At 40.1% G+C, this 20,891-nt stretch carries 11 protein-coding genes; 9 read left to right on the top strand and 2 right to left on the bottom strand.

The window, feature by feature from the left end; genetic code table 11:
• Positions 1–8 precede the first annotated feature (8 nt).
• Together J2S74_RS13060 and J2S74_RS13055 are read left to right on the top strand one after the other, a co-directional pair.
• Positions 9–503: a hypothetical protein gene (locus J2S74_RS13060; protein WP_307326236.1), complete on the top strand. Its 495-nt coding sequence runs from the start codon at positions 9–11 to the stop codon at positions 501–503.
• 2 nt (positions 504–505) lie between these two features.
• Complete coding sequence (locus tag J2S74_RS13055; RefSeq protein ID WP_307326235.1) at positions 506–1,519, top strand: alpha/beta fold hydrolase; 1,014 nt, start codon at positions 506–508, stop codon at positions 1,517–1,519.
• Positions 1,520–1,811: 292 nt separating this feature from the next.
• Here the strand turns inward: J2S74_RS13055 and J2S74_RS13050 are convergent, their stop codons facing one another.
• Positions 1,812–1,988, bottom strand: a complete 177-nt coding sequence (locus J2S74_RS13050; RefSeq protein ID WP_307326234.1) for a hypothetical protein — start codon at positions 1,986–1,988, stop codon at positions 1,812–1,814.
• 461 nt (positions 1,989–2,449) lie between these two features.
• Between J2S74_RS13050 and J2S74_RS13045 the strand changes: the two genes are divergently transcribed.
• The 3 genes from J2S74_RS13045 to J2S74_RS13035 all read left to right on the top strand — a co-directional run bounded on the left by J2S74_RS13045 (position 2,450) and on the right by J2S74_RS13035 (position 14,031).
• Complete coding sequence (locus J2S74_RS13045) at positions 2,450–2,980, top strand: cytochrome c3 family protein (protein WP_307326233.1); 531 nt, start codon at positions 2,450–2,452, stop codon at positions 2,978–2,980.
• On the top strand, positions 2,977–4,452 hold the full coding sequence (locus J2S74_RS13040) for an ammonia-forming cytochrome c nitrite reductase subunit c552 (protein WP_307326232.1): 1,476 nt from the start codon (positions 2,977–2,979) through the stop codon (positions 4,450–4,452). The genes J2S74_RS13045 and J2S74_RS13040 overlap by 4 nt, the downstream gene beginning before the upstream one ends.
• A gap of 423 nt (positions 4,453–4,875) precedes the next feature.
• Positions 4,876–14,031 (top strand): carboxypeptidase regulatory-like domain-containing protein, encoded by a 9,156-nt coding sequence (locus J2S74_RS13035; protein WP_307326231.1) that lies wholly within the window; start codon positions 4,876–4,878, stop codon positions 14,029–14,031.
• Positions 14,032–14,087: 56 nt separating this feature from the next.
• Here the strand turns inward: J2S74_RS13035 and J2S74_RS13030 are convergent, their stop codons facing one another.
• Complete coding sequence (locus J2S74_RS13030; RefSeq protein ID WP_307326230.1) at positions 14,088–15,287, bottom strand: L,D-transpeptidase family protein; 1,200 nt, start codon at positions 15,285–15,287, stop codon at positions 14,088–14,090.
• A 753-nt stretch (positions 15,288–16,040) separates the two neighbouring features.
• On the opposite strand from J2S74_RS13030, the gene J2S74_RS13025 reads away from it, so the two are divergent.
• The 4 genes from J2S74_RS13025 (at position 16,041) to J2S74_RS13010 (ending at position 20,871) form a co-directional block, all read left to right on the top strand.
• Complete coding sequence (locus tag J2S74_RS13025) at positions 16,041–16,664, top strand: TetR/AcrR family transcriptional regulator (protein ID WP_307326375.1); 624 nt, start codon at positions 16,041–16,043, stop codon at positions 16,662–16,664.
• Between the two features lie 17 nt (positions 16,665–16,681).
• Complete coding sequence (locus tag J2S74_RS13020) at positions 16,682–17,599, top strand: ABC transporter ATP-binding protein (protein WP_307326229.1); 918 nt, start codon at positions 16,682–16,684, stop codon at positions 17,597–17,599.
• Positions 17,599–19,203 carry an ABC transporter permease gene (locus J2S74_RS13015; protein WP_307326228.1) on the top strand — a complete coding sequence of 535 codons (1,605 nt, stop codon included), beginning with the start codon at positions 17,599–17,601 and terminating at the stop codon, positions 19,201–19,203. The genes J2S74_RS13020 and J2S74_RS13015 overlap by 1 nt, the downstream gene beginning before the upstream one ends.
• 123 nt (positions 19,204–19,326) lie before the next feature.
• On the top strand, positions 19,327–20,871 hold the full coding sequence (locus tag J2S74_RS13010) for a glycine betaine uptake BCCT transporter (RefSeq protein ID WP_307326227.1): 1,545 nt from the start codon (positions 19,327–19,329) through the stop codon (positions 20,869–20,871).
• Positions 20,872–20,891: the final 20 nt, after the last annotated feature.

The raw sequence follows: 20,891 nt of genomic DNA, 5'->3' as shown, positions 1-20,891 counted from the left end.
GTTAGAATATGCAAAAGGGAAAACAAGAATTATCGGAACTTATAACACTACTTGGAATGAAAGCGGAAGATCATTTTAACACAAAAATAAAAAAACAATGGAACGATTCAAATGTAGTTAAAATATCGGATTTAGCCTTAAAAAGGCATTTACAATTACTAAAGAATTTGAGGAAGTACTCCGATGTGATTGCATTACAGCTGAATTTACCAACTAAACAGGAGGTAGCAAATATCGCAAAGCTAGCGGTTCAAATAGAAGAGAAATTAGATGATTTAGAAGAGAAATTATTACTCTTAACAAAGGACGGTGTATTGGAGAACACCGAAATAACACAAGAGAAAGGAAAGTCCATCATTGAACCAATAGAAGAAAAACAGGATAACCGTCAACACGCGAAGGAAGCTTTAAGAAATTTAATCAGGGAGAATCTTTTAAATAACAGCCTAAATACCAATTCTCTTCAGGAAACCTTAGAAAAAATGATCCATAGGAGGGGGTAAGGTTGAGGAAAAGAAAAGCAGGAAAATTAGATAAACTTTTTCCTCAGAAAAAAGTGGGACTTACCCCTAAAACTGCGATTTGGAAAAAAAACAAGGCAACCCTTTGGTATTATCCAGCAAAGAAGAAAAAGTATAAAACACCTCTATTTCTTATCTATTCTTTAATCAATCAATCATATATCCTAGATTTGTCACCAGGAATGAGTATGATAGAAGCCTTTGTTAAGGAGGGCTATGATGTTTATTTACTAGACTTTGGTGTGCCGGGATATGAGGATAAAGATCTTACCCTAGATGATTATATCATTAAATATATTCAAAAAGGGGTTCGTCGTAGTTTATACCACTCAGAAGCAGGAGAAATTACCATTATTGGTTATTGTTTAGGGGGAACTCTAGCAACTATCTATGGGGCACTAGCTAAAGAACCAATTAGAAATATTATACTGTTTGCACCTCCCCTCGATTTTGGACAATCTCCCATTCCTGAAGAGTGGGAAGTAGCTTTGAGGGGAGGAGAACTGGCACTCGAACAGGTAATAGAGGAGTATGGAATAGTCCCTGCTGAATATATAGAATTTATACTGCGTATGTCAGTTTCGCCAGTGAACTATAGTAAATATCTAACGTTACTTCAAAGAGCCGATGATAAAGAATTCGTTAGAAAGTGGGAGCTTGTTAATGACTGGTTGAAAGATCATATTCCTTTTGCCGGTGCCACACTCAAACAATTAATCAATGAATTAGCCATTAAAAACAAATTAATTAAAAATAAATTACAAATCCAGGGAAATAGAATAAATTTAAGAAATATAAAAGCCAACTTGTTAGTTATTTCAACAAGTGAGGATGAAATTGTACCAGAGCAGCAAATTAAAGCCATTATGTCATTGGTTTCAAGTAAAGATAAAACGTATAAACGGGTGAAGGGAGGTCACGTATCTCTAGCTTTAAAGGGAGATTTACCTGAGTTCCTTCAATCCTGGTTAAGGGATAGATCCAATCCTATCAACTAAAAAACCGTGAGAAGCTATAGGCGATAGCTTTTCACGGTTTGATTTTGAAAGCATACTTAACTAATTAATTACCAGCTTATAATAGGTTGCTTTCTAAAAGCTTATTGTTTTCTAATAGGATGGAATATCGACTCGAATCCGTTACAGGCGGACGCTTTCCGCGGGCAACGCTTCAGTCTCCTCGGGAAACCCGCCCTCCGGGGCCTTCAGCTGTTGCTTTTCCCGCTGGAGTCGCCGCCTTTCACTCCTTCGAGTTAGTTTAAATAATAACATTTTCCTATCCTTGTGTTTATTAACCACCCATTTTTCTTCGTGTGTTCATTGTTTTTTTCGATTGTTGGCTTTTCATTTGCTTTGTTTGACTTTGAAAAGGATTTCCTGTTCCATTGTTAGCAGCCTTATTTTTCTTGTTTGCAAGCTGTTGTTTAATGGCCTCTTGTAAACTAATTTTCTTTGGTTGATCTGACATGATAATTTTTCCTCCTGATAGGTAGTAATAGTAATAGTTTAAGTATAATCTATTATTGTCCAATTTGTGTAAAATAATGATGGAATTACATCTTTTTTTGTAAGTTTACTTATGGCTTTTTTACAAATTCATGATACGATCATCATTGATGTAAATATGAATAAAAAAGTATTGAATTTCACAATTCCTTCATAAGTTGTTTAGTTGTTCTATAGTTTTGTTACAGGAAAAAACCTTATTTTTTAAGGGTTTTTCCTGTTTTTTTATGGTGAAAGCAGGAGTTTTTGTTCAAATATCTGACACAAAAAAAGTGCGATTTATCACAATGTGTGAGAATGTCAAAAAGTATGATATAAGTGTGGGGGATATCACATGCGTACTGTGAGAAATACCACAATGTAAGGCTAATAAATGGAAAATAAGTGCTAATAAACAAGAGTATGAGGGAGGGGGAGAAAAAAATGGGGGAAAGGCTAAAGAAATTAAACCTAGATAAAAAGCTTCTATTATTTACAGCAATAGGTGTCTTCTTGGGAATTGCTTTATTTTCAGGTACTGCAGGAGCCTTAAAGGCTACGGACACTGGTGAGTTTTGTTCAAGCTGTCACATTATGGAATCTGCCTATGAAAGCTTTACGAGCTCCAATCATGCATCACTGTACTGTAACGACTGTCATGTTCCAAATAATAGCTTAGTGGAAAAACTTCCGTATAAAGCAAAGGCTGGAATGAGTCATATGTATATGAATACGATTGGTGCAAACCAAATCCCAAAGGTTCTTCATGCAAAGGCTTCATCGCAGGAAGTAATCAATAATAACTGTATTATGTGTCATGAACCTGGTCTACAGAATATAAATCATGACTCCAAAGGTAATTGTATTGATTGTCACAGAACAGTACCACATAACGGTGGTGATTATCGACCAACCGAATGGTTCGAACCGAAGCAATTCCATTTTGCTGATCTAAATAAAAAAGGAAAGGAATGAGATTAGTGGAGAGTTATAAAAAGTCTATTATATTCATTGCAATATCGTTCTTGTTAATGCTTGTCTTAATAGGTTGTAATAGTTCCGACGCTCAAGAACAGCCAATAAATACTGGATTAGACCCTGATGAATGGAATAACCTTGCGTTTAAAGATATTTATCCACTACATTGGGAAAGTTACATGAAAAATATGGAGAATGAAAAAGAAGTTTTACCGAAGAATGATCCTTCCATTGAACCTTTCTTACCTATCCTATGGAATGGATTTGGATTCGCTGTCGAATATAACTTAACTCGCGGACATACTTATGCATTCGAAGATCAAATGAATGTAAGACGTATTACACAAAATCCTAATGCTATCTCCGCTTGTATGTCTTGTAAAACGACGGTTTTCCCAGCAATGCTAGAGGAATTTGGGCCTGAAAGGGCGTATCAATTAAACTATCATGATGAAGCACTTCCGTGGCTAGAGGATTTTGCTGGTGAATATAAAGGGATGATGACCGATGAACATGGAAACGTTGCGGAATGGGGCCATGCTTCCGTAGGATGTTCTACATGTCATGATCCAGTAACAATGGAATTACGTATAAGTCTTCCACAATTGACAGATGCTTTAGATCGATTAGGGTTCGATTTTGAAAATGTAACACAGCATGACATGCGATCCCTCGTTTGTGCACAATGTCACGTAGAATATTATTTTGATCCATTAAATGATCGTCAAACCACTTTCCCTTGGGGATATGGTTTAACATTCGAAGATATGTGGGAGTATTCCGAGTATCAAGCCTCAAGAGAAGGTGGTTTCCAAGGAGAGTACGTATCCACTATTTCTGGTACACCAATCCTAAAGGCACAGCATCCTGAATATGAATTGTGGAGCTATGGCCCTCACCAAACAGTATCTTGTGCAGATTGCCATATGCCATATCAACGAGTGGACGGGAAAAAGAAAGTTTCTTCTCACCGTTGGGGTTCACCAATGAACACTATGGAAGAATCTTGCTTAACTTGTCACGGAGATAAATCTGTTACTTATCTAGAAAATCGTGTAAATGATATTCAATACCGCCATAAAGACGCATTATTAAGAGCACAAGAAATTAGTGTATCTGCTCACTACTACGTAAACCGAATGATCACTCGCGGTGTTGATGAGGATAAGATTAAAGAAGCACAAGCGTTAGTACGTGAAGGGCAATGGTTCTGGGATATGCCGGCTGCGGAAAATTCCTATGGATTCCATAACCCAGATGGTGCAATGGCTTCTTTCACTCGATCCATTGAAAAATCACAGCAAGCGATTATTCTAGCGACTCGAGAACTAATGAAACTCGGAGAAGACATGGAAGAGTTGGAACGTCAAATTGAAATCACAAAGGAAAATGTTATTAACGAAGAAATACACCACGAGAAGCATAAACAAGCCATAAACGAATGGTTCCCTAATGTAAGAGATAATTAGGAGCCTAAATATTGAACTCCCTTCAATGTTAAAAACGTTGGAGGGAGATTCCTTTATATTCTCCCCCCTAAAAATTTTACATTTTTTGCAAGCTATAGAAGCTAACGCTCCCGATATGTCTTTTCTATATCCCTTCTGAATAGTACTTTATTCCTAATATACACGCTATTTTAACTAACGTTAAGGGTGACCTCAGTCTTTTTTCTCCTATTAACCCCCCCTTTTCTGCAAAGAAATTAGACCCTGTTTAGTTCTATTTATAGACTTACTATAATCCAATTCCAAATAACTAACAATTCTCGACAACCCCATAGGGACAAAGGGACCCTTTTTGTCTGAATAGTGTAAATAATCTTAAAAATGGCAGGGGTAAGCAACTAGTTTCTTTAATTAATCTAGCATACTAGTTTAGGAGGTGGCTTTATGAGGAGAACAAGGAAGCATTTCATTCGAAAAGGATTTATATGTATCCTAATATTTTTACTCACATTTTCATCCTTTTTTCCAGGCATGGTTGGGGCAGGAAATAATGGAATAATAGACTTGCAAATGGAGGATGAAGAACTTGAGAAGGAAAGGGAAGAACAATTTTTTCTGGAAGAGGAACAAGCTGACACAAGTTATGAAGATGAGGGGGACTTAGCTTCTATCTTGTCTGGATTAGGCTGGGAGGCACCTGATTTTGAAACAAATGCCCCTAGTGATGATTCAAAGAAAAAGGTGGAAGAGGAAATCTATGAAGCATTAAAAGAAGCTGATATGGTGGATGTCATCATTCGAGTAAAAGATGCATCAAGCAGTCTTTCAAGGGAAGAATTGTTTCAACGGGCAAGGGGACAGGAAAAACGTACGGAACGGCTGCGCTTTGTACAAGAGCAACTACAATCAAAAGCGAAAGCATCTCAAACTGGCATAATAAATGCTCTTGAAGCACTAGAAAAGAATGGACAAGCTAAGCAAAAGCAAGCTTATTGGATTATAAACGGTGTGTCTGCAACCGTTTCGGAAGGGGGATTAAAAGAGCTTGCCGAACGAGAAGATATTGAAAGAATTACCCTAGATAGGGTGATAGAATTACCAGATATAACGGTGGAGGACTCTGCACCTCGTCTTCCTGAGTGGGGTCTTGAAAAAATTTTTGCTCCACAAGTCTGGGGAGAATATGGGCTTAAAGGGGAAGGCATCGTCGTAGGGATTATGGACACAGGGGTAGACGGTAATCACGAAGCATTACAACATAATTATCGTGGAAGAGATGGAGATCATACTTACTCATGGATTGATTTATCTGGTCAAGGATACTCTAGTCCATCAGATGGCCATGGTCACGGTACCCATGTTGCTGGAACGGCAGTAGGTGGGGGAGAAGGGGAACCGATTGGTGTTGCTCCAGAAGCAGAATGGATCGCAGCGAAGATTTTCAATGATGGTGGTGGAACAACGACCTCCGCAATTCACCAGGCATTTGAATGGTTTATGGCACCTGGAGGCGATCCCGAAAAAGCGCCACATATCGTTAATAACTCTTGGGGAAATGCCAATACTTACAATCAAGAATTTTATGAAGGGGTTCAAGCGTGGGTTTCGGCGGGAATATTCCCGTTGTTTGCAGCCGGAAATAGTGGGCCGGGATCACAAACGATTGGATCACCAGCTAGCTTTCCAGACTCTTTTGCTGTCGGTGCTACGGATGTTAATGACTATATTGCTAGCTTTTCCAGCCGTGGACCTGTGTTTTGGACGAATGATGAGGGAGAGCAAGTACGCTATTTAAAGCCTGAAGTGTCTGCGCCAGGGCACGAAATTTACTCTGCTTGGCCGGAGGCTCTAGGGCGTGGGAAATATCATACAATCAGTGGTACATCGATGGCGACTCCCCATGTTGCTGGTGCCATAGCTTTAATTTTACAGGCTAACCCTAACCTGTCTTTGAACGAGGTAGGAGAATTACTGGAGAGCACCGCAAGGGTAGAGCCTCATATGGGCTCTGTTCCAAATGATTTATATGGACATGGAATCATTAATGTTTTCCAAGCAGTAACGGAAGCAGCTTTTGCTGGTGAGTTGTCTGGGAAGGTTGTAAATAGTGATGGAGAAGCCATCTCCGCTACGATTCAAATTCCTTCACAAGGGATTCAGTACAATGTAAGTGAGGATGGAGAATTCGTCCTCCGTGTTCGGGAAGGGAATCATCGGGTAACGGTATCTGCGTTTGGTTATGCCCCTGTTACAAAAAATATCGTAGTAACAAAAGGGAAAACGACAGAGGAAACGTTCCTATTACATTCGGCACCACGTCATTCTGTGTCTGGTTCAGTAATAAACAGTGACGGGGAACCAGTAGCTTTTGCCTTTATTCGAGTAAAAGATACGCCACTTCCGACCGTTCGAACAAATCAACAAGGAAGTTTTCAAATCAATGATCTTCCAGAAGGAACGTATACGTTCTATGTGAGTGGTGAAGGTATTTCAGGAAACGAGTTGGAAGTAACGGTCGATGCTACCAAACAATTATCAATCGAGGTTCAGTCACAGGAGTCGATAGCAAATTCCGATTGGCGCACGGCTAACAATAGCTTGAGTAGAAATGCCATTTCAGCCAATGCCATTGATGGAGAAAAATTAGAGGAAGCCTGGGTTTACAATAATGGTAATAAGGGGCAAATCCTTTTCTCCACTCCAGCAGCGGGGGAAGGGAAAATCGTCTTTGTTACGGATCGAGGCTGGGTTACGGCACTAAATAGCGGTACTGGCGAAGAAGTTTGGAGTATTCGGATTGGCAATATAAATCGCTCTTCTGCAACGATTGAATCTGGCGTTGTCTATCTCTCAGGAGGAGATGATCGACATATTTACGCCTTAGATTTAATATCTGGTAGAATGCTGTGGAGTGTTAATGTGGGGTCACCTGCAATCTATGAATCTCCACTCTATCATGATGGTATGTTATACGTTAGCTCTGGTTTGACTGATAATGCACAAGTAACTGCCATAGAAGCAAGTACAGGTGAAGTAAAGTGGACGCATCCGTTAGGCGGTCCGTCCTTCTTCGGTGGAAGTATTGGCGATGGAAAATTATTCGTCGGTACTTACGATAACCGTACGTTTAGGGCACTTGATGTAGACAATGGCACCAAAGTATGGGAAATTACATTGAAAAACGAAGGGTTCGCCTCCCGACCAGTTTACGTCGATGGCGTAGTGTATGCAGCAAGCACGAATTTTTCCACTGAGCGGGGAACATTACATGCTATTGATGCGCAATCAGGAGATGGATTGTGGCAAAACTCCAGTATTGGAGATACCCAGGCTGGATCACCTGTTGTTTACGAAAACATCGTGGTGATAGGGTCAGCATCACAGCCCGTTATTCGAGCTTTCGATAGGGAAACTGGGAGTGAAATTTGGGAAAATAGGGACGTTGGCTTTACTCTTCACAATGGAACCGTCACTGCAGATGGGACACTTTACGTTGGTAATACGAATGGTATTTTATACGGGTTGGATATTTTAACTGGGGAACCAAGACATGAGTTCACGTTAAATAACTATAGTACTTCTGGTGTTCCTGTCACATCAGGGAAAGTAATTGTCCCAACGAGAACAAGTATTCATGTATATGAATCACCAGGAATCTTAACTGGTAATATGACAACACCAACTGGGAAACCAGTAAAAGGCCATGCTCTTGTGGTGGAAACTGGTAAAAAGGTATATGCAGAAGGAGACGGAACGTTCCAATTACAACATGAGCCAGGTGATTATACTGTTCGAATCGGTAAATATGGAAAGAAACAGCATCAGGAGCTCGTGACCTTTGTGTCAGGCTATGAACAAGAGGGGACTTTCGTTCTAGAAGAGGCGGGGGAAGGGAGTTTATTTATCACTGTCATCGATGAAAGGACAGGAGATACATTAGAAAATGCACAAATGACACTTACGGATACGCCGATTGAAGGTATGACCAATAAGGAAGGCGTTTTCCTAGTAGAAGATGTTTATGAAGGAGAATATGAACTAACTGTTTCCCATACAGGCTATGTTACTAAAACGGATTTAATCAATGTAGAAGTTGGGGAAACATCAACGTTGACACTCTCCCTTCAACCAATTGATATCGCTGTATTAAATGATTATCAATCGGAAATGACAACAATTTTAAACGTCAATGGTTATACAGCAGAAGAAAGGGATTGGGATGTTATTGATGATTTAGATCAGTATGAAATTCTTTTACTAAACGGAGCATACGGATCTGGAGGCTGGCGACCAGATGAAGATACGTTTAAAAATTTAGTTAATATAGCGAATGATCATGATGTGAACATTATTTTTGTAGATGCATGGGGCTCCAACTATGGTTCCATTCGTCAACTTACGCAGTTTATGCATGATCCAGCATTCATTGCCCATCACAATGGTTCTGGTCAAGTAAGACTACAGGTGGATGAGGTACATCCAATCCTAGAGGGCTTCGAAAAAGGGGATCGCGTCACCTTATATATGCGAACAGGAGATTTTGCTTGGTTTAATGACTATTCAGGTCGACATCTAGCAAGTATCGGTAGCACAACACAAGGATTTGTTGGTACTGGTGTTGCATACAAAGCTGTTTCTGAAAACAGTGCCCACTTATTATTGGGTAGTCATGCGGCTGCACCTTGGATATCACCATTACAAGGCTGGCTGCCAGTACAACAAGGGATTTTATTTAATGGAATTGACTTTTTACTCGACAGCCACTATGGGCAATTAACAGGGACAGTTCAAAATGAAGCTGGCGCTCCAGTGGAAGCTAGTTTCGAAATCCTTGAAACGGGTGTCACCTTCCAATCAGAGTTAAATGGAGATGACTCCGACTTTCAAGTTTATCATGATGAAGGTACGTATACCTTAGAGGTACGGGCATCGGGTTATGATGTGGAAAAATATGAGGTGACCTTCACCCATGGATCACCAATGAATGTAGATGTAGTCGTCTCCGGAAGTGCTGCAGGAACGATTACTGGTGTTGTTGTTAATGGAGTAACGAACCAACAAATGGCCGATGTCCATGTTACCCTTCAAAATGAAGAGGGTAAACTGGCTGACGATACAGTCACAGGCTCCAATGGTCGGTTTACCTTCTCCGATTTGACGGGTGAAATATACACTCTTCAATTTGAAAAAGAAGGATATATCGCCGAAACGAGGGAAGTGGATTTAACTCGTCAAAATGGTGAGTTGAGGGTGGAAATGAATCCAGTACCGAGCATTGCGGTCATTGGGGATTATTGGTCAAGTTCAGCTAATTTCCAAGCTGTTTTTGCCGAGGTTGGAGTAGATGTTGACGGCTTAAATATTTCGCAAGCCATTGATAATATGGAACGTTACGATGTTATTTTTGTTAATGAAGTTTCTCTTGCCGCAGACAGGAACCGAATTGGAGAGCTGTTAGAGGTTGCGGATCAGCATGAAACAAGCCTTGTTTTTGGAGACTCTTACGGAATTTCAGCTGGTGTTAACCAATTATCACTCCAAAGGGGAGATCCAGTTTCCAGGAGTACGGTTTTGGATAATACATCTGCTGCTGGCTACATTGTTTTAGAGGAGCACCCGATTTTCGCAGGTAGGGACGCTGGAGAGTTTATTGAGTTACTAGTTCCTTCCAATAGTAGAGTAGGTTATTTCGATGGTTACAGTGGTTATCCGTTGGCAGAAATCACCCATGAATCTCGTAATGAATCCCACGGAATAGGGGTTGCCTTTAAACCGCGTACGGCCAATAGTGTGGAAATATTACTAGGGGGACATGGTTTTTCCTTTAACCATCATAAAGATCATTATACGGATGAAGCTTTAGAAATGCTTGTTCAAACAATGGTGTGGGCAGCCAATGAGCGATTTAACACGATTGAAGGAACAATTACAGATGAAGATGGTAATTCGCTGTTGGCAGATATTGAAGTAGTCGGGGAACCGTTCTCTGCTACAACAGATCCGGAGACAGGAAACTTCTCCATTGCTATAAAAGATGGAGACTATGAAATGGAGATCCGTGCATATGGTTACGATACGGTAACGGCTGCGGTAACAGTGGATAGTGATGCTGAACCAATTGCTATTCCAATGCCAGTAGCTGCAAGTGTAGGATCCATTTCGGGTATTATTGTGAATGAACAGGACGGTTCTGCCATTAATGGCGCGCACGTGGATGTGGTTGGTGTTCCGCGAGAGGGAACTTCAGAACAGGGGCGCTTTGAATTGGCACGGATGATGCCTGGATCCTATGAGATTGTCATTAATGCAGAAGGCTTTGTGCAAAAAGTCCTTCAAGTGGACCTTGGAGAAAGGGAAGAAAAGCATCTGGAACTCGAGTTGAAGCCGTCCCCAACGATTGGTGTTATTGTTGATGCTACCTCATCAAGTGCAGTGACTCTAGATGAATATTTAACAGAACGTGGTTACATTGTAGAGCATTTCTTCTACGATGAAACGGAAAAATTAGCTAACATTGATTTAGTAATTGCAAACTCTGATTTTAATAACAACTTCATTCCTTCGAAGGAAGTATTTCAGAACTTCTTAAAGGAATTAGATGTTTCAAGAACACCGGTCATTTGGACAGGGCAGCATGGAGGTAGAGGAAGTATCCGATTCCTTCATGAATACGAGGAAGATCCGAAAATTGCCTTTGGTGGAAGCGGGACATTGATGCAAGGAAAAGTACTAGCATCCCACCCATTAGTGGAAGGTTTAGAGGTTGAGGAGCAATTTGACTTAACAGCTTCATCTAATTTCCATTATGTGTTCGACGACTATTCTGGTGAGACGATTGTAGATGTACTGAACCCGAATAATGAACGGGTTGGAAGTATGGTTGCCTATAAAGGTCGAACCATCGATTCTCTAGAGATTCTCCTTTCCAATATGACCTTTAGTCACTCCTGGCACCCTGGAAATGAAGCCGTTTTTGACAAACAAAGGGAAAGAATTTTTAACAATGCCATTCTTTGGGCACTAGAGGTAGAAGAAGCCCTCGTAGGTGAATTACATGGAACCCTTGTGAATGATCAAGATTTACCTGTACAAGGGGAGATTTATGTCCATGAAACAGGCAAAACACTTACTACAAATCAAAAAGGGGAATTCTATTTAGGATTAGCAGCTGGAAACTATGAACTGACGATTACTGCCTTTGGTCACGAGGAAAAAACCGTTTCTTTCACGATGGAAAATGGGGTAAGACTTGATGAATCTATTGTTTTAACCTCTGAAGCGGCAGGAATATTAGGTGGAACGGCAGTGGATACATCTGGTGGTGTCCTTTCAGGTGCAACTGTTCAAGTTGTTGGAACACCTACTACAGTAACTACTGATGAGGAAGGACAGTTTAGGGTATCCCTTCCAGAAGGGACTTACGATGTGAGGGTTACAGCTCCTGGTTTTGCTCCACAAGTAATTTCAGTTGAGGTTACAGCAGGTCAAGAAACCAATGTGACGATTACCATGTCGGAATCAGAAGCGGTGGCAGTACTAGCAACGTCGTTACAAGGTAACCGAATTGTGAACTTACTTGAGGCAGATGGATATGAAGCAGAGCTATACTTGAACTCAAACTTCTTAGAATTACAGGAGAGTCTAGCAGACTATGCGTTAGTAATTTTTAACGATCGACATTTTAGTATGAATCAAGACTTGTTTAACGCTTTTGTAGAGAGGGCCGATGAAACAGAAACAAGTATTATCTTCCCAAGCCAATTTGGCGGTGGTACAATCCGCGATTTGGCAAGCTTTTATGGGGATCCACAGTCTGTTACTCAAGGCTTTGTTCCTAGTGCCGTTCAAGTAACAGTAAATGAAAATCATCCAATCTTCCGAGGATTCTCTGTTGGGGATCAAATAGAAATTCTTAACAACGGAACGAGCAACCAACAGTATGCTTATTATACTGGGTACAGTGGCAACACAATTGGTCAGCTTGCCCATGCTGATCAGGGAATTCTAGGTGATGGAGTAGGCTACAGCTTCCGAACAGCGAATAGTGTTCACGTTCTATTAGGTGGTCTTGCAGCAAACACATATGGACATCCTGAATCGCGATGGACAGAGGATGGTAAACAGCTTTATTTAAACGCTGTGGATTGGGCCATTTCCGCTAGTCTCGGTGAAATCACTGGTACCGTAACGGATACAGAAGGGGAAGCCATCAATGGGGCAATCGTATCCATTCTCGACAATGGTATGGAAACAACCACCAATGCAAACGGAAATTTCCGTTTTGGTATCGGTGAGGGAACCTATACCCTTGAAGTGACGGCAAGGGGGTATGAATCACAACAGCTGGAAGTAACAGTAGAAACCGTAGGAGATACGGTAGAAGTTGTAATTGAACTAGCTTCCTTAGAAGGTGCAACATTATCCGGTATAATAACCAATGCTGCGGGGGATAAGCTAGCAGGTGCAAACGTAATCCTTACGTATGTGAAAGAAAATCGAGTAATTGAGGAAGTTGTTACGGAAGAAGAGGGAAGTTACGAATTTACTGACCTATGGGATGGACTGTATGAGTTATCGGTAAAACGTAATGGTTATGTGGATGAGACGTTCGAAGTACTAATCGAAGGAGAAGACATTGTACTTGATGTTCAGCTACACGCTTATGAACTAGCCGTTATCGGAGATATTAACAGTGCTCTAACGGAATTCCTAGGAGGGTTTGAACTATTCGCTGAGGAGCGGGATTGGGATGTAGCAAATGACTTATCCAGCTACCGCTTGATAATAGTCAACTCCAATAAAGGAACAGAAGAAGAGTTAGAAGCTTTAACAAAAGCTGCAGACGACGGAGAAGTGAGTCTTGTATTCCTCGGTACGTATGGCGTGAAGGAAGGATCTATTCCATTGTATGGAAAAACGTTTGGCTACCCAACATTACTAGATCATGGGTATAACCAAGGGTCAGTCCATGTTAAGGTTTCTGAAGAGCACCCAATATTTGAACCCTTTGATGATGAAATGATTCGTATTCACAGTTCGAAGAGCCCATTTGCAGCCTTTGAAAATATGCCAGGAACCGTTTTAGGGCAGATTTCTGTGGATGAGAGTGTGAGAGGTGAGGGCATTTCCTATCAATTTAAAGGTAAAGACCATGTTTATCTCTTCTTATCTAGTTTTGCAGTAACGAATATGATTGGACCGGAGTACGGCTGGACAAGTGATGGGAAAAAACTATTTGTTGAAGCATTGAGATGGGCCATGGAGGCAGAACAAGTAGAGCCTACTACTCCAGTCTGGGATGATCAGCAACTTAGAACATCTGATAGTCCAGTTATGGTAACAGGAACAGCCGATTTACAAACGTCCGTCCATATTTATAAGGAGCAAGGTAGACAACGTACTTTGCTAGGTACAGTAGAAACGGAAGCTGACGGAATGTTTGAAACGAGCTTTGATTTAGCTAATGGAAACTACTTCTTAGTGGCAGAGGCAGAGAATTTTGCAGGAGTTTCCGAAGCTTCTGAGCGAATGCAGCTTATAGTTACTAGTGAAAATCGAAAGCCTGAGAAAAAAGACGAAGAGAAATCCGACAGCGAATAGCTATTAAAATATTAAAAGGATAGATAAGCTCATTGTTTGCTTATCTATCCATCTTTTTATTCGCTAAAAATATAAACGGATGTATGTAATGGAATCGTATCGTACATCCATAAAACATCTGAATTGTGCATCCTAATACAACCTAAACTTACGTGCTTTCCGATTGAGGATGGGTCATTCGTTCCGTGTATACCATAAGTAAAATGATTAGTCCCAGGTACATTCAGTCCGAGCCAATGACTTCCCAGTGGATTCTCAGGTGAACCACCTGGTATATCCTTTGGGCTATACCAAGGATCTTCTACTTTATTTACTATTTGGAAAATCCCCTCGGGAGTTACGGATTGCTCCTTTCCTGTAGCCACAGGAAAAGATCGTACCACTTCTGAATTAAAATACACGGTGAGTGTATTCTTCGATTTATTTATATGAACAGAATATGTATCCTTTTCATCGTTTTTAAGAATAGTCGGATGGGGGATTTTCAAATCCATTCCAAGCTTTACGTCTCTCTTTGGATCCACAATATTATTATAATTAGCAAGGGAGATAAGATGCTCCGTTGTATTATAATACGTTCTTGTTATGCTAAAAAGGGTTTCTCCACTCTTCACCTTATGGATAGTAACTAATTCGGGATCTGGTATTTTCAATATGGTACCAGCTTTAATTTCTGTAGATGGATTATGTATATCATTAAACTTTGCTATCCGTTCTTGGTAGTGGCTGGTAGAAAAATATTGCATCGTAATACTAAATAACGTCTCCTTTGGTTGTACTTCGTGATTAACAACAAATTTAGGCTGGTTCAGTTCAGGTGTACTACCTACGTTTTCCTGCGGAGTTGATTCTTGAGTGCTTGAATCATTCCCTGCTTCATTCTTTTCTTTTTCAAATTTCTCTACCTTTTCCTTTGGTTCCTCATTTTCTTCTTCGACAATATCGCTCCTATTTTCTGTTGTTTGTAGACTCTCATCTTGAGAACTTTCTGTTATATGGAGAAAAGGTTTATCTTTTAAGGAATGCTCCGTTGAAGGTAGGTAATTCCCTTCTAATTCCTTTAACACTTCAACAGATTTAGTTTCCAATGCAGGGACATTCCAATAGCCTAAAGCTAGTGAAAGGGATGATGCTGCAATAACGAAACTAGTAATGGTTGCAAGGAGAATGGCGAATAATCTTTTGGGTTGTTTCCTCTTTTTATGTTTTTTTGAACGAGGTAAAAATTCTTGCTGTATATTCTTATCCTTTGACACGTATTTTTCCCCCTTTCTTTTTCATTTACCATGTCTATCCTGAAAATAGGTGGCACAAAAGAGCGCACTTTATCTTTTGTGCCACCGAAGCAATGAGCGAAACTGCCGCACACTTTCAAAGGTAGCTATGATCGGTTTTCTCATAGGTACCGCGCGGCTAGCGGAGCCATTGCCAGCACTTTTCATACTACATGGTGCAAAATTTCACTTGTATGGAGGTCTACCCTGAAAATACAAATCTGGTTGTTCATTCGCTACGGTCCGCTCCCTTTCCGTGGGTGACCTGCCAAGCCTCCTCGCGACTACGTCGCTGTGGGGTCTCGGCTAGGCCATTCTCCCACAGGAGTCTCGCGGACCTTCGCTCATTCCAATGCAGACTTAAATATTCATTCTCCATGGAGCAAATTTTCACTTGCATGGAGGTCTACCTAGACACTTGCCAAAAACTATACTTTTATTCCATAAAATTCGATGAAATCCTTTTATTTTAGCGACAAATATCATCATTTTTTGTAAAATGAATCCTTATATCTAGAAAGTTACGGAAATATAACCATAATTAGGTACAAGGTATCGGTAATATATTCCTGGAATAAAAACAGAATAGTTTAACAGAAGGAGAAATTACATTGAAAAATATCAAATTGTTCAACCTGAAATAATTGGAAAAATTTGATTGATCGAGGTGGTCGAATTGTGATATATTCAAATCGACCACTTTGGTCTAAATGTGGTGGGGAGGAGTGAGAAACTATTTCTGAGACGTTTTTAAATCTAGATTTTGCTAAGCAAAAGCGGATTGTAGATGCAGCACTTATGGAATTTGCAAAGCATGGGTACGAGAAAGCTTCCACGAATCGTATTGTAAAGGAAGCTGGGATTGGGAAAGGTATGCTTTTTTACTATTTTAAGAGTAAGAAAGAGCTTTACCACTATTTGTTTGACTATTGTATGAAGTTTATTATTAGTGAGTATTTATCTAAAATTGATGAAAATGAACGAGATTTTATCGAGAGGTATAAACAGGCGGGGCAGGCCAAATTAAAAGCAAATGTTAAAAATCCAGGTGTGTTTACCTTTTTGGGTTCCTTTGTAGTGAATCAAAATATAGACCTTCCAGAGAAAATAGAGAAGCAATATAAAGAACTTAGAACGTTAGGCTATTCGAAAATATACAACAACATTGACACATCATTATTTAGAGAAGATGTGGAAGGGGAAAAAATTTTTAAGTTTATCCGTTGGTCCATGGAAGGATACGAGAAGGAATTGCTTCAGCGTTTACAGGGGGTAAACTTATCCACTTTTGATGCAACTCCTTATTGGGATGAATTTTATGAATATCTTGATGATTTAAAGAAAATCTTTTACAAGTAGGAGAGGGGATGGGGAGGTTGAGTATTTTACAAGCAAGCAATCTCGTGAAAAGATTTGGAAGGTTTACGGCACTTAATGGGGTAAACATTGAAGTAAACAAAGGAGAGGTATTTGGGTTTATTGGTCCAAATGGAGCGGGGAAGTCTACTACAATTCGAGTCCTTCTTGGAATCTTAAAAGCGGATTCTGGGGAAGCAAAAATTTTTGGCAAGGATGCTTGGAAGGATGCCGTTGATATTCATAAACGAATTGCTTATGTTCCAGGAGATGTAAATTTATGGCCAAACCTTACAGGAGGGGAAGTTATAGATCTATTTATAAAACTTAGAGGTGGTAACAATAAAAGCAAACGTGAAGAACTAATTCAACGTTTTGACTTAGATCCAACAAAAAAATGTCGGACCTATTCTAAAGGGAACCGACAAAAGGTAGCATTAGTTGCGGCCTTTGCTTCAGAAGCTGATCTTTATATTTTGGATGAACCTACCTCTGGACTTGATCCATTAATGGAGCGTATTTTCCAAGAGTGTGTTCAAGAGGCGAAGAATACAGGGAAAAGTGTACTCCTTTCTAGTCACGTTTTATCTGAAGTGGAAAGATTGTGTGATAGAGTGGGAATTATTAGAGAAGGAAAAATGATCGAATCGGGGTCGTTAGGGGAGCTACGGCATCTTACACGTACAAACCTATATGTAGAAACGATACGGCCTATGGATTCATTGGCATCATTACAGGGTGTACATGAGTTAGTGAAGGAAGGGGAAGCCTTTTCCTTTCAAGTGGATTCAGAGCATTTGGATAATATAATACAGTACATTAGTCAATTTGGGGTAACGAAACTTGAGAGTGCACCGCCAACCCTCGAGGATTTATTTATGCGTCATTATGAAGGTACTAGTAAATCTGCAAACTCGGGAGCGGGAGGTAGACCTTAATGTTTGAACAATATTTTATGAAAACGGGAAGCTTAGCCCGTTTTATCCTCCGACGAGACCGGATTCGAATTCCCATATGGCTAATATCTATTGTTGCAATTACCCTTGTCGTGGCAGAGGCATTTACTAACTTGTATGCTTCGGAGACAGAGCTTCAAGCGATTGCGGAAACGATGCTTAACCCAGCAATGACAGCGATGGTTGGTCAGGGATATGGTCTAGATAACTACACTTATGGGGCGATGATGGCCCACCAAATGCTGCTCTTTACTGCTATTGCAGTAGCCATTATGAGTATATTACTAGTTACTCGACATACACGAACAGATGAGGAGGACGGGCGCATTGAAATGATTCGTTCTCTTCCTGCTGGAAGGTTATCGAGCTTAAGTGCCACATTAATCGTTCTGATTTCTACGAATGTGGTTTTAGCTATTTTTACTGGAGTCGGACTATATTCTCTTGGTATTGAAAGTATGGATTGGGAAGGTTCCTTACTATATGGTTCAGCTTTAGGTGCAACAGGCATCTTTTTTGCAGCTTTAACAGCTCTCTTTGCACAGCTTTCGGAAAGTTCCCGTGGGACTATTGGTTTAACGATGGGAGGCCTTATTTTAGCGTACCTTATCCGGGCCATTGGAGACGTGACAAATGAAACTCTAACTTGGTTTTCGCCACTTGGCTGGGTGTTAAGGTCAGAAGTGTACGTAAATAATTATTGGTGGCCAATCACCTTTATGTTAGTCATTTCGATCGTTCTTATTGTAGCGTCTCTTTATTTAAGTGCTATTCGTGATTTAGGAGCTGGCTTTCTACCGTCGAAACCTGGTCGAAAGCATGCGTCACCTATGCTCCAAAGCCCCCTAGGTTTATCCTATAGGATCCAACGGACAGCATTACTATCTTGGGCAGTTGGTATGTTTATATTAGGTGCTTCTTACGGTTCCGTATTTGGTGATTTAGATGCATTTTTTTCTGATATAGAAATTATGGAACAGATGTTAACCCCTATGGAAGGTTTTTCTCTTACGGAGCAATTTATTACGATGTTAATGGCAATCATGTCCATGTTAGGGACAGTCCCTGTGTTAATGGCATTCCTAAAGCTCAAAGGGGAGGAGAAAAAGAATCGCACTGAACTTTTATTAAGTCACGCAGTGTCCCGTACAAAATTAATTGGAAGCTACTTAATTATCGCATTCATAACAGGGTTTGTTATGTTATCGTTGGCTGCAATTGGTTTATGGGCTGCCTCTGTACCAGTAATGGATGAGCCAATAGCCTTCAGTACAATATATGGTGCAGCATTGGTGTATCTACCTGCCGTATGGATGATGACTGGGATTGCTGTTCTATTAGTTGGAGTTGCCCCAAACTTCACAGTGATTATTTGGTTATATTTGGTATTCTCTTACTTTGTGGTTTATCTAGGTGGACTACTCCAGTTCCCACTATGGCTTTCTAACCTAACACCATTTGGCTATATACCTCAATTACCAGTGGAAGAAATGAATATTACTAATTTAACATTATTAACATTGATTGCAGCAACAATGATCGTTATTGGTGCTATCGGTTACAATAAACGTGATATAGAAGGGTAGGTATAGCATGCTGTATGTGTAACTAGACTACATGCATACAATTTCCAACATTAAGAAAGTATTCCCTCACATAAATACTTTTGGAAAAACAAAAGATATTTCCAAAGGAGGGGGTTCTTTTTTATGAAAAAAGTGACTACAGTATTTTGGGTATCTATCATTCTTTCCATTATCTTTGTATTATGGGGGGCTCTGTTTCCTACACACTTAGGTAATGTTATGAATACCATTCTTGGTTTCTTTTTAGAAAATTTCGGATGGTTTTACCAATTGGCAGCAACCTTTTTCTTGGTATTTGCTCTCTTCTTAATATTTAGCAGATACGGAAAAATTAAGCTGGGAAAGGATGAAGATAAACCAGAATTTAACCGTCCCACCTGGTTTGCCATGCTATTTAGCGCCGGGATGGGGATTGGATTATTGTTTTTTGGTGTATCGGAACCTATATCCCATTTTGCAAGTCCTCCATTTATCGGGGGAGGTACGGATGAAGCAGCTATTATGAGCTTGCGTTATACTTATCTTCATTGGGGGTTTCACGCTTGGGCAATTTATGCCACGATCGCCCTTGGAATTGCCTATTTTAAATTTCGTAAAGGTTACCCTGGTTTAATGAGTGCAGCCCTGTATCCATTACTTGGAGATCGAGTAAAAGGAAAAACAGGTAAGATTATTGATATAGTTGCAGTTTTTGCAACGATCTTTGGGGTATGTGCTTCCCTTGGTTTAGGGGCAGCACAAATAAATGGTGGATTAAGTTATTTGACAGGGATACCAAATACCTTTTCAATCCAGTTTTTGATCATAGCAATTGTTACGGTATTGTTTATTATTAGTGCGGGCACTGGAATAAAGAAAGGGATCAAATATTTAAGTAATACTAATTTAGTTCTTGCTCTACTTTTGTTCTTTGCCGTATTAATTTTAGGACCTACCATTTTCTTAATGGATTTGTTTACAACAACCTTTGGTAGCTATATTCAAAACTTACCCCAAATGGGGCTCCGTTTAGCACCCTTTGACCCGGAAAGTGCCGCATGGCTTCAAGGGTGGACAATTTTTTATTGGGCATGGTGGATTGCATGGGCCCCATTTGTAGGAACCTTCATAGCTAGGGTTTCAAAAGGAAGAACGGTGCGTGAGTTTGTCGTCGCTGTTTTAGTTATTCCAACGGTTGTTTGTACGTTATGGTTCTGTGTATTCGGAGGAACTGGAATTTTCTTTGAATATAATCTAGGACTAGACGTATCTGGCCAAACACTTGAAACAGCTTTGTTTTATGTTTTTGAACAACTTCCGTTAAGTGGTATTCTTGCTTTTATCACCATTTTCTTGATCAGTACATTCTTTATTACTTCCGCTGATTCAGCTACCTTTGTTCTTGGAATGCAAACAACAAACGGAAGTACAGAACCACCGAATATTGTAAAGTTTAGCTGGGGTTTTATTTTAGCTGCTTCTGCAGTTGTTTTAATGGCATCTGGCGGTTTAGAGGCAATGCAGACAGCTATTATTGTTAGTGCCTTTCCACTGACCTTTGTTCTTATCTTAATGTGCTTTTCCATGTTGAGGTCATTTAGAGAAGAAATCAAGCCAGTAACAGATCCTTCAAGGGAGAAGATAAGAATTAGGAAACGAAGGTATCAAGAGAATCCTGATCCAACATAAAATAGAAGTACGGATAATAA

The sequence above is a fragment of the Evansella vedderi genome (genome assembly GCF_030813435.1).
Classification (GTDB): Bacteria; Bacillota; Bacilli; order Bacillales; family Salisediminibacteriaceae; genus Evansella; species Evansella vedderi.
The sequence above is the reverse complement of the archived record's forward strand: the minus strand, read 5'-3'. Positions and strand labels throughout refer to the sequence as shown.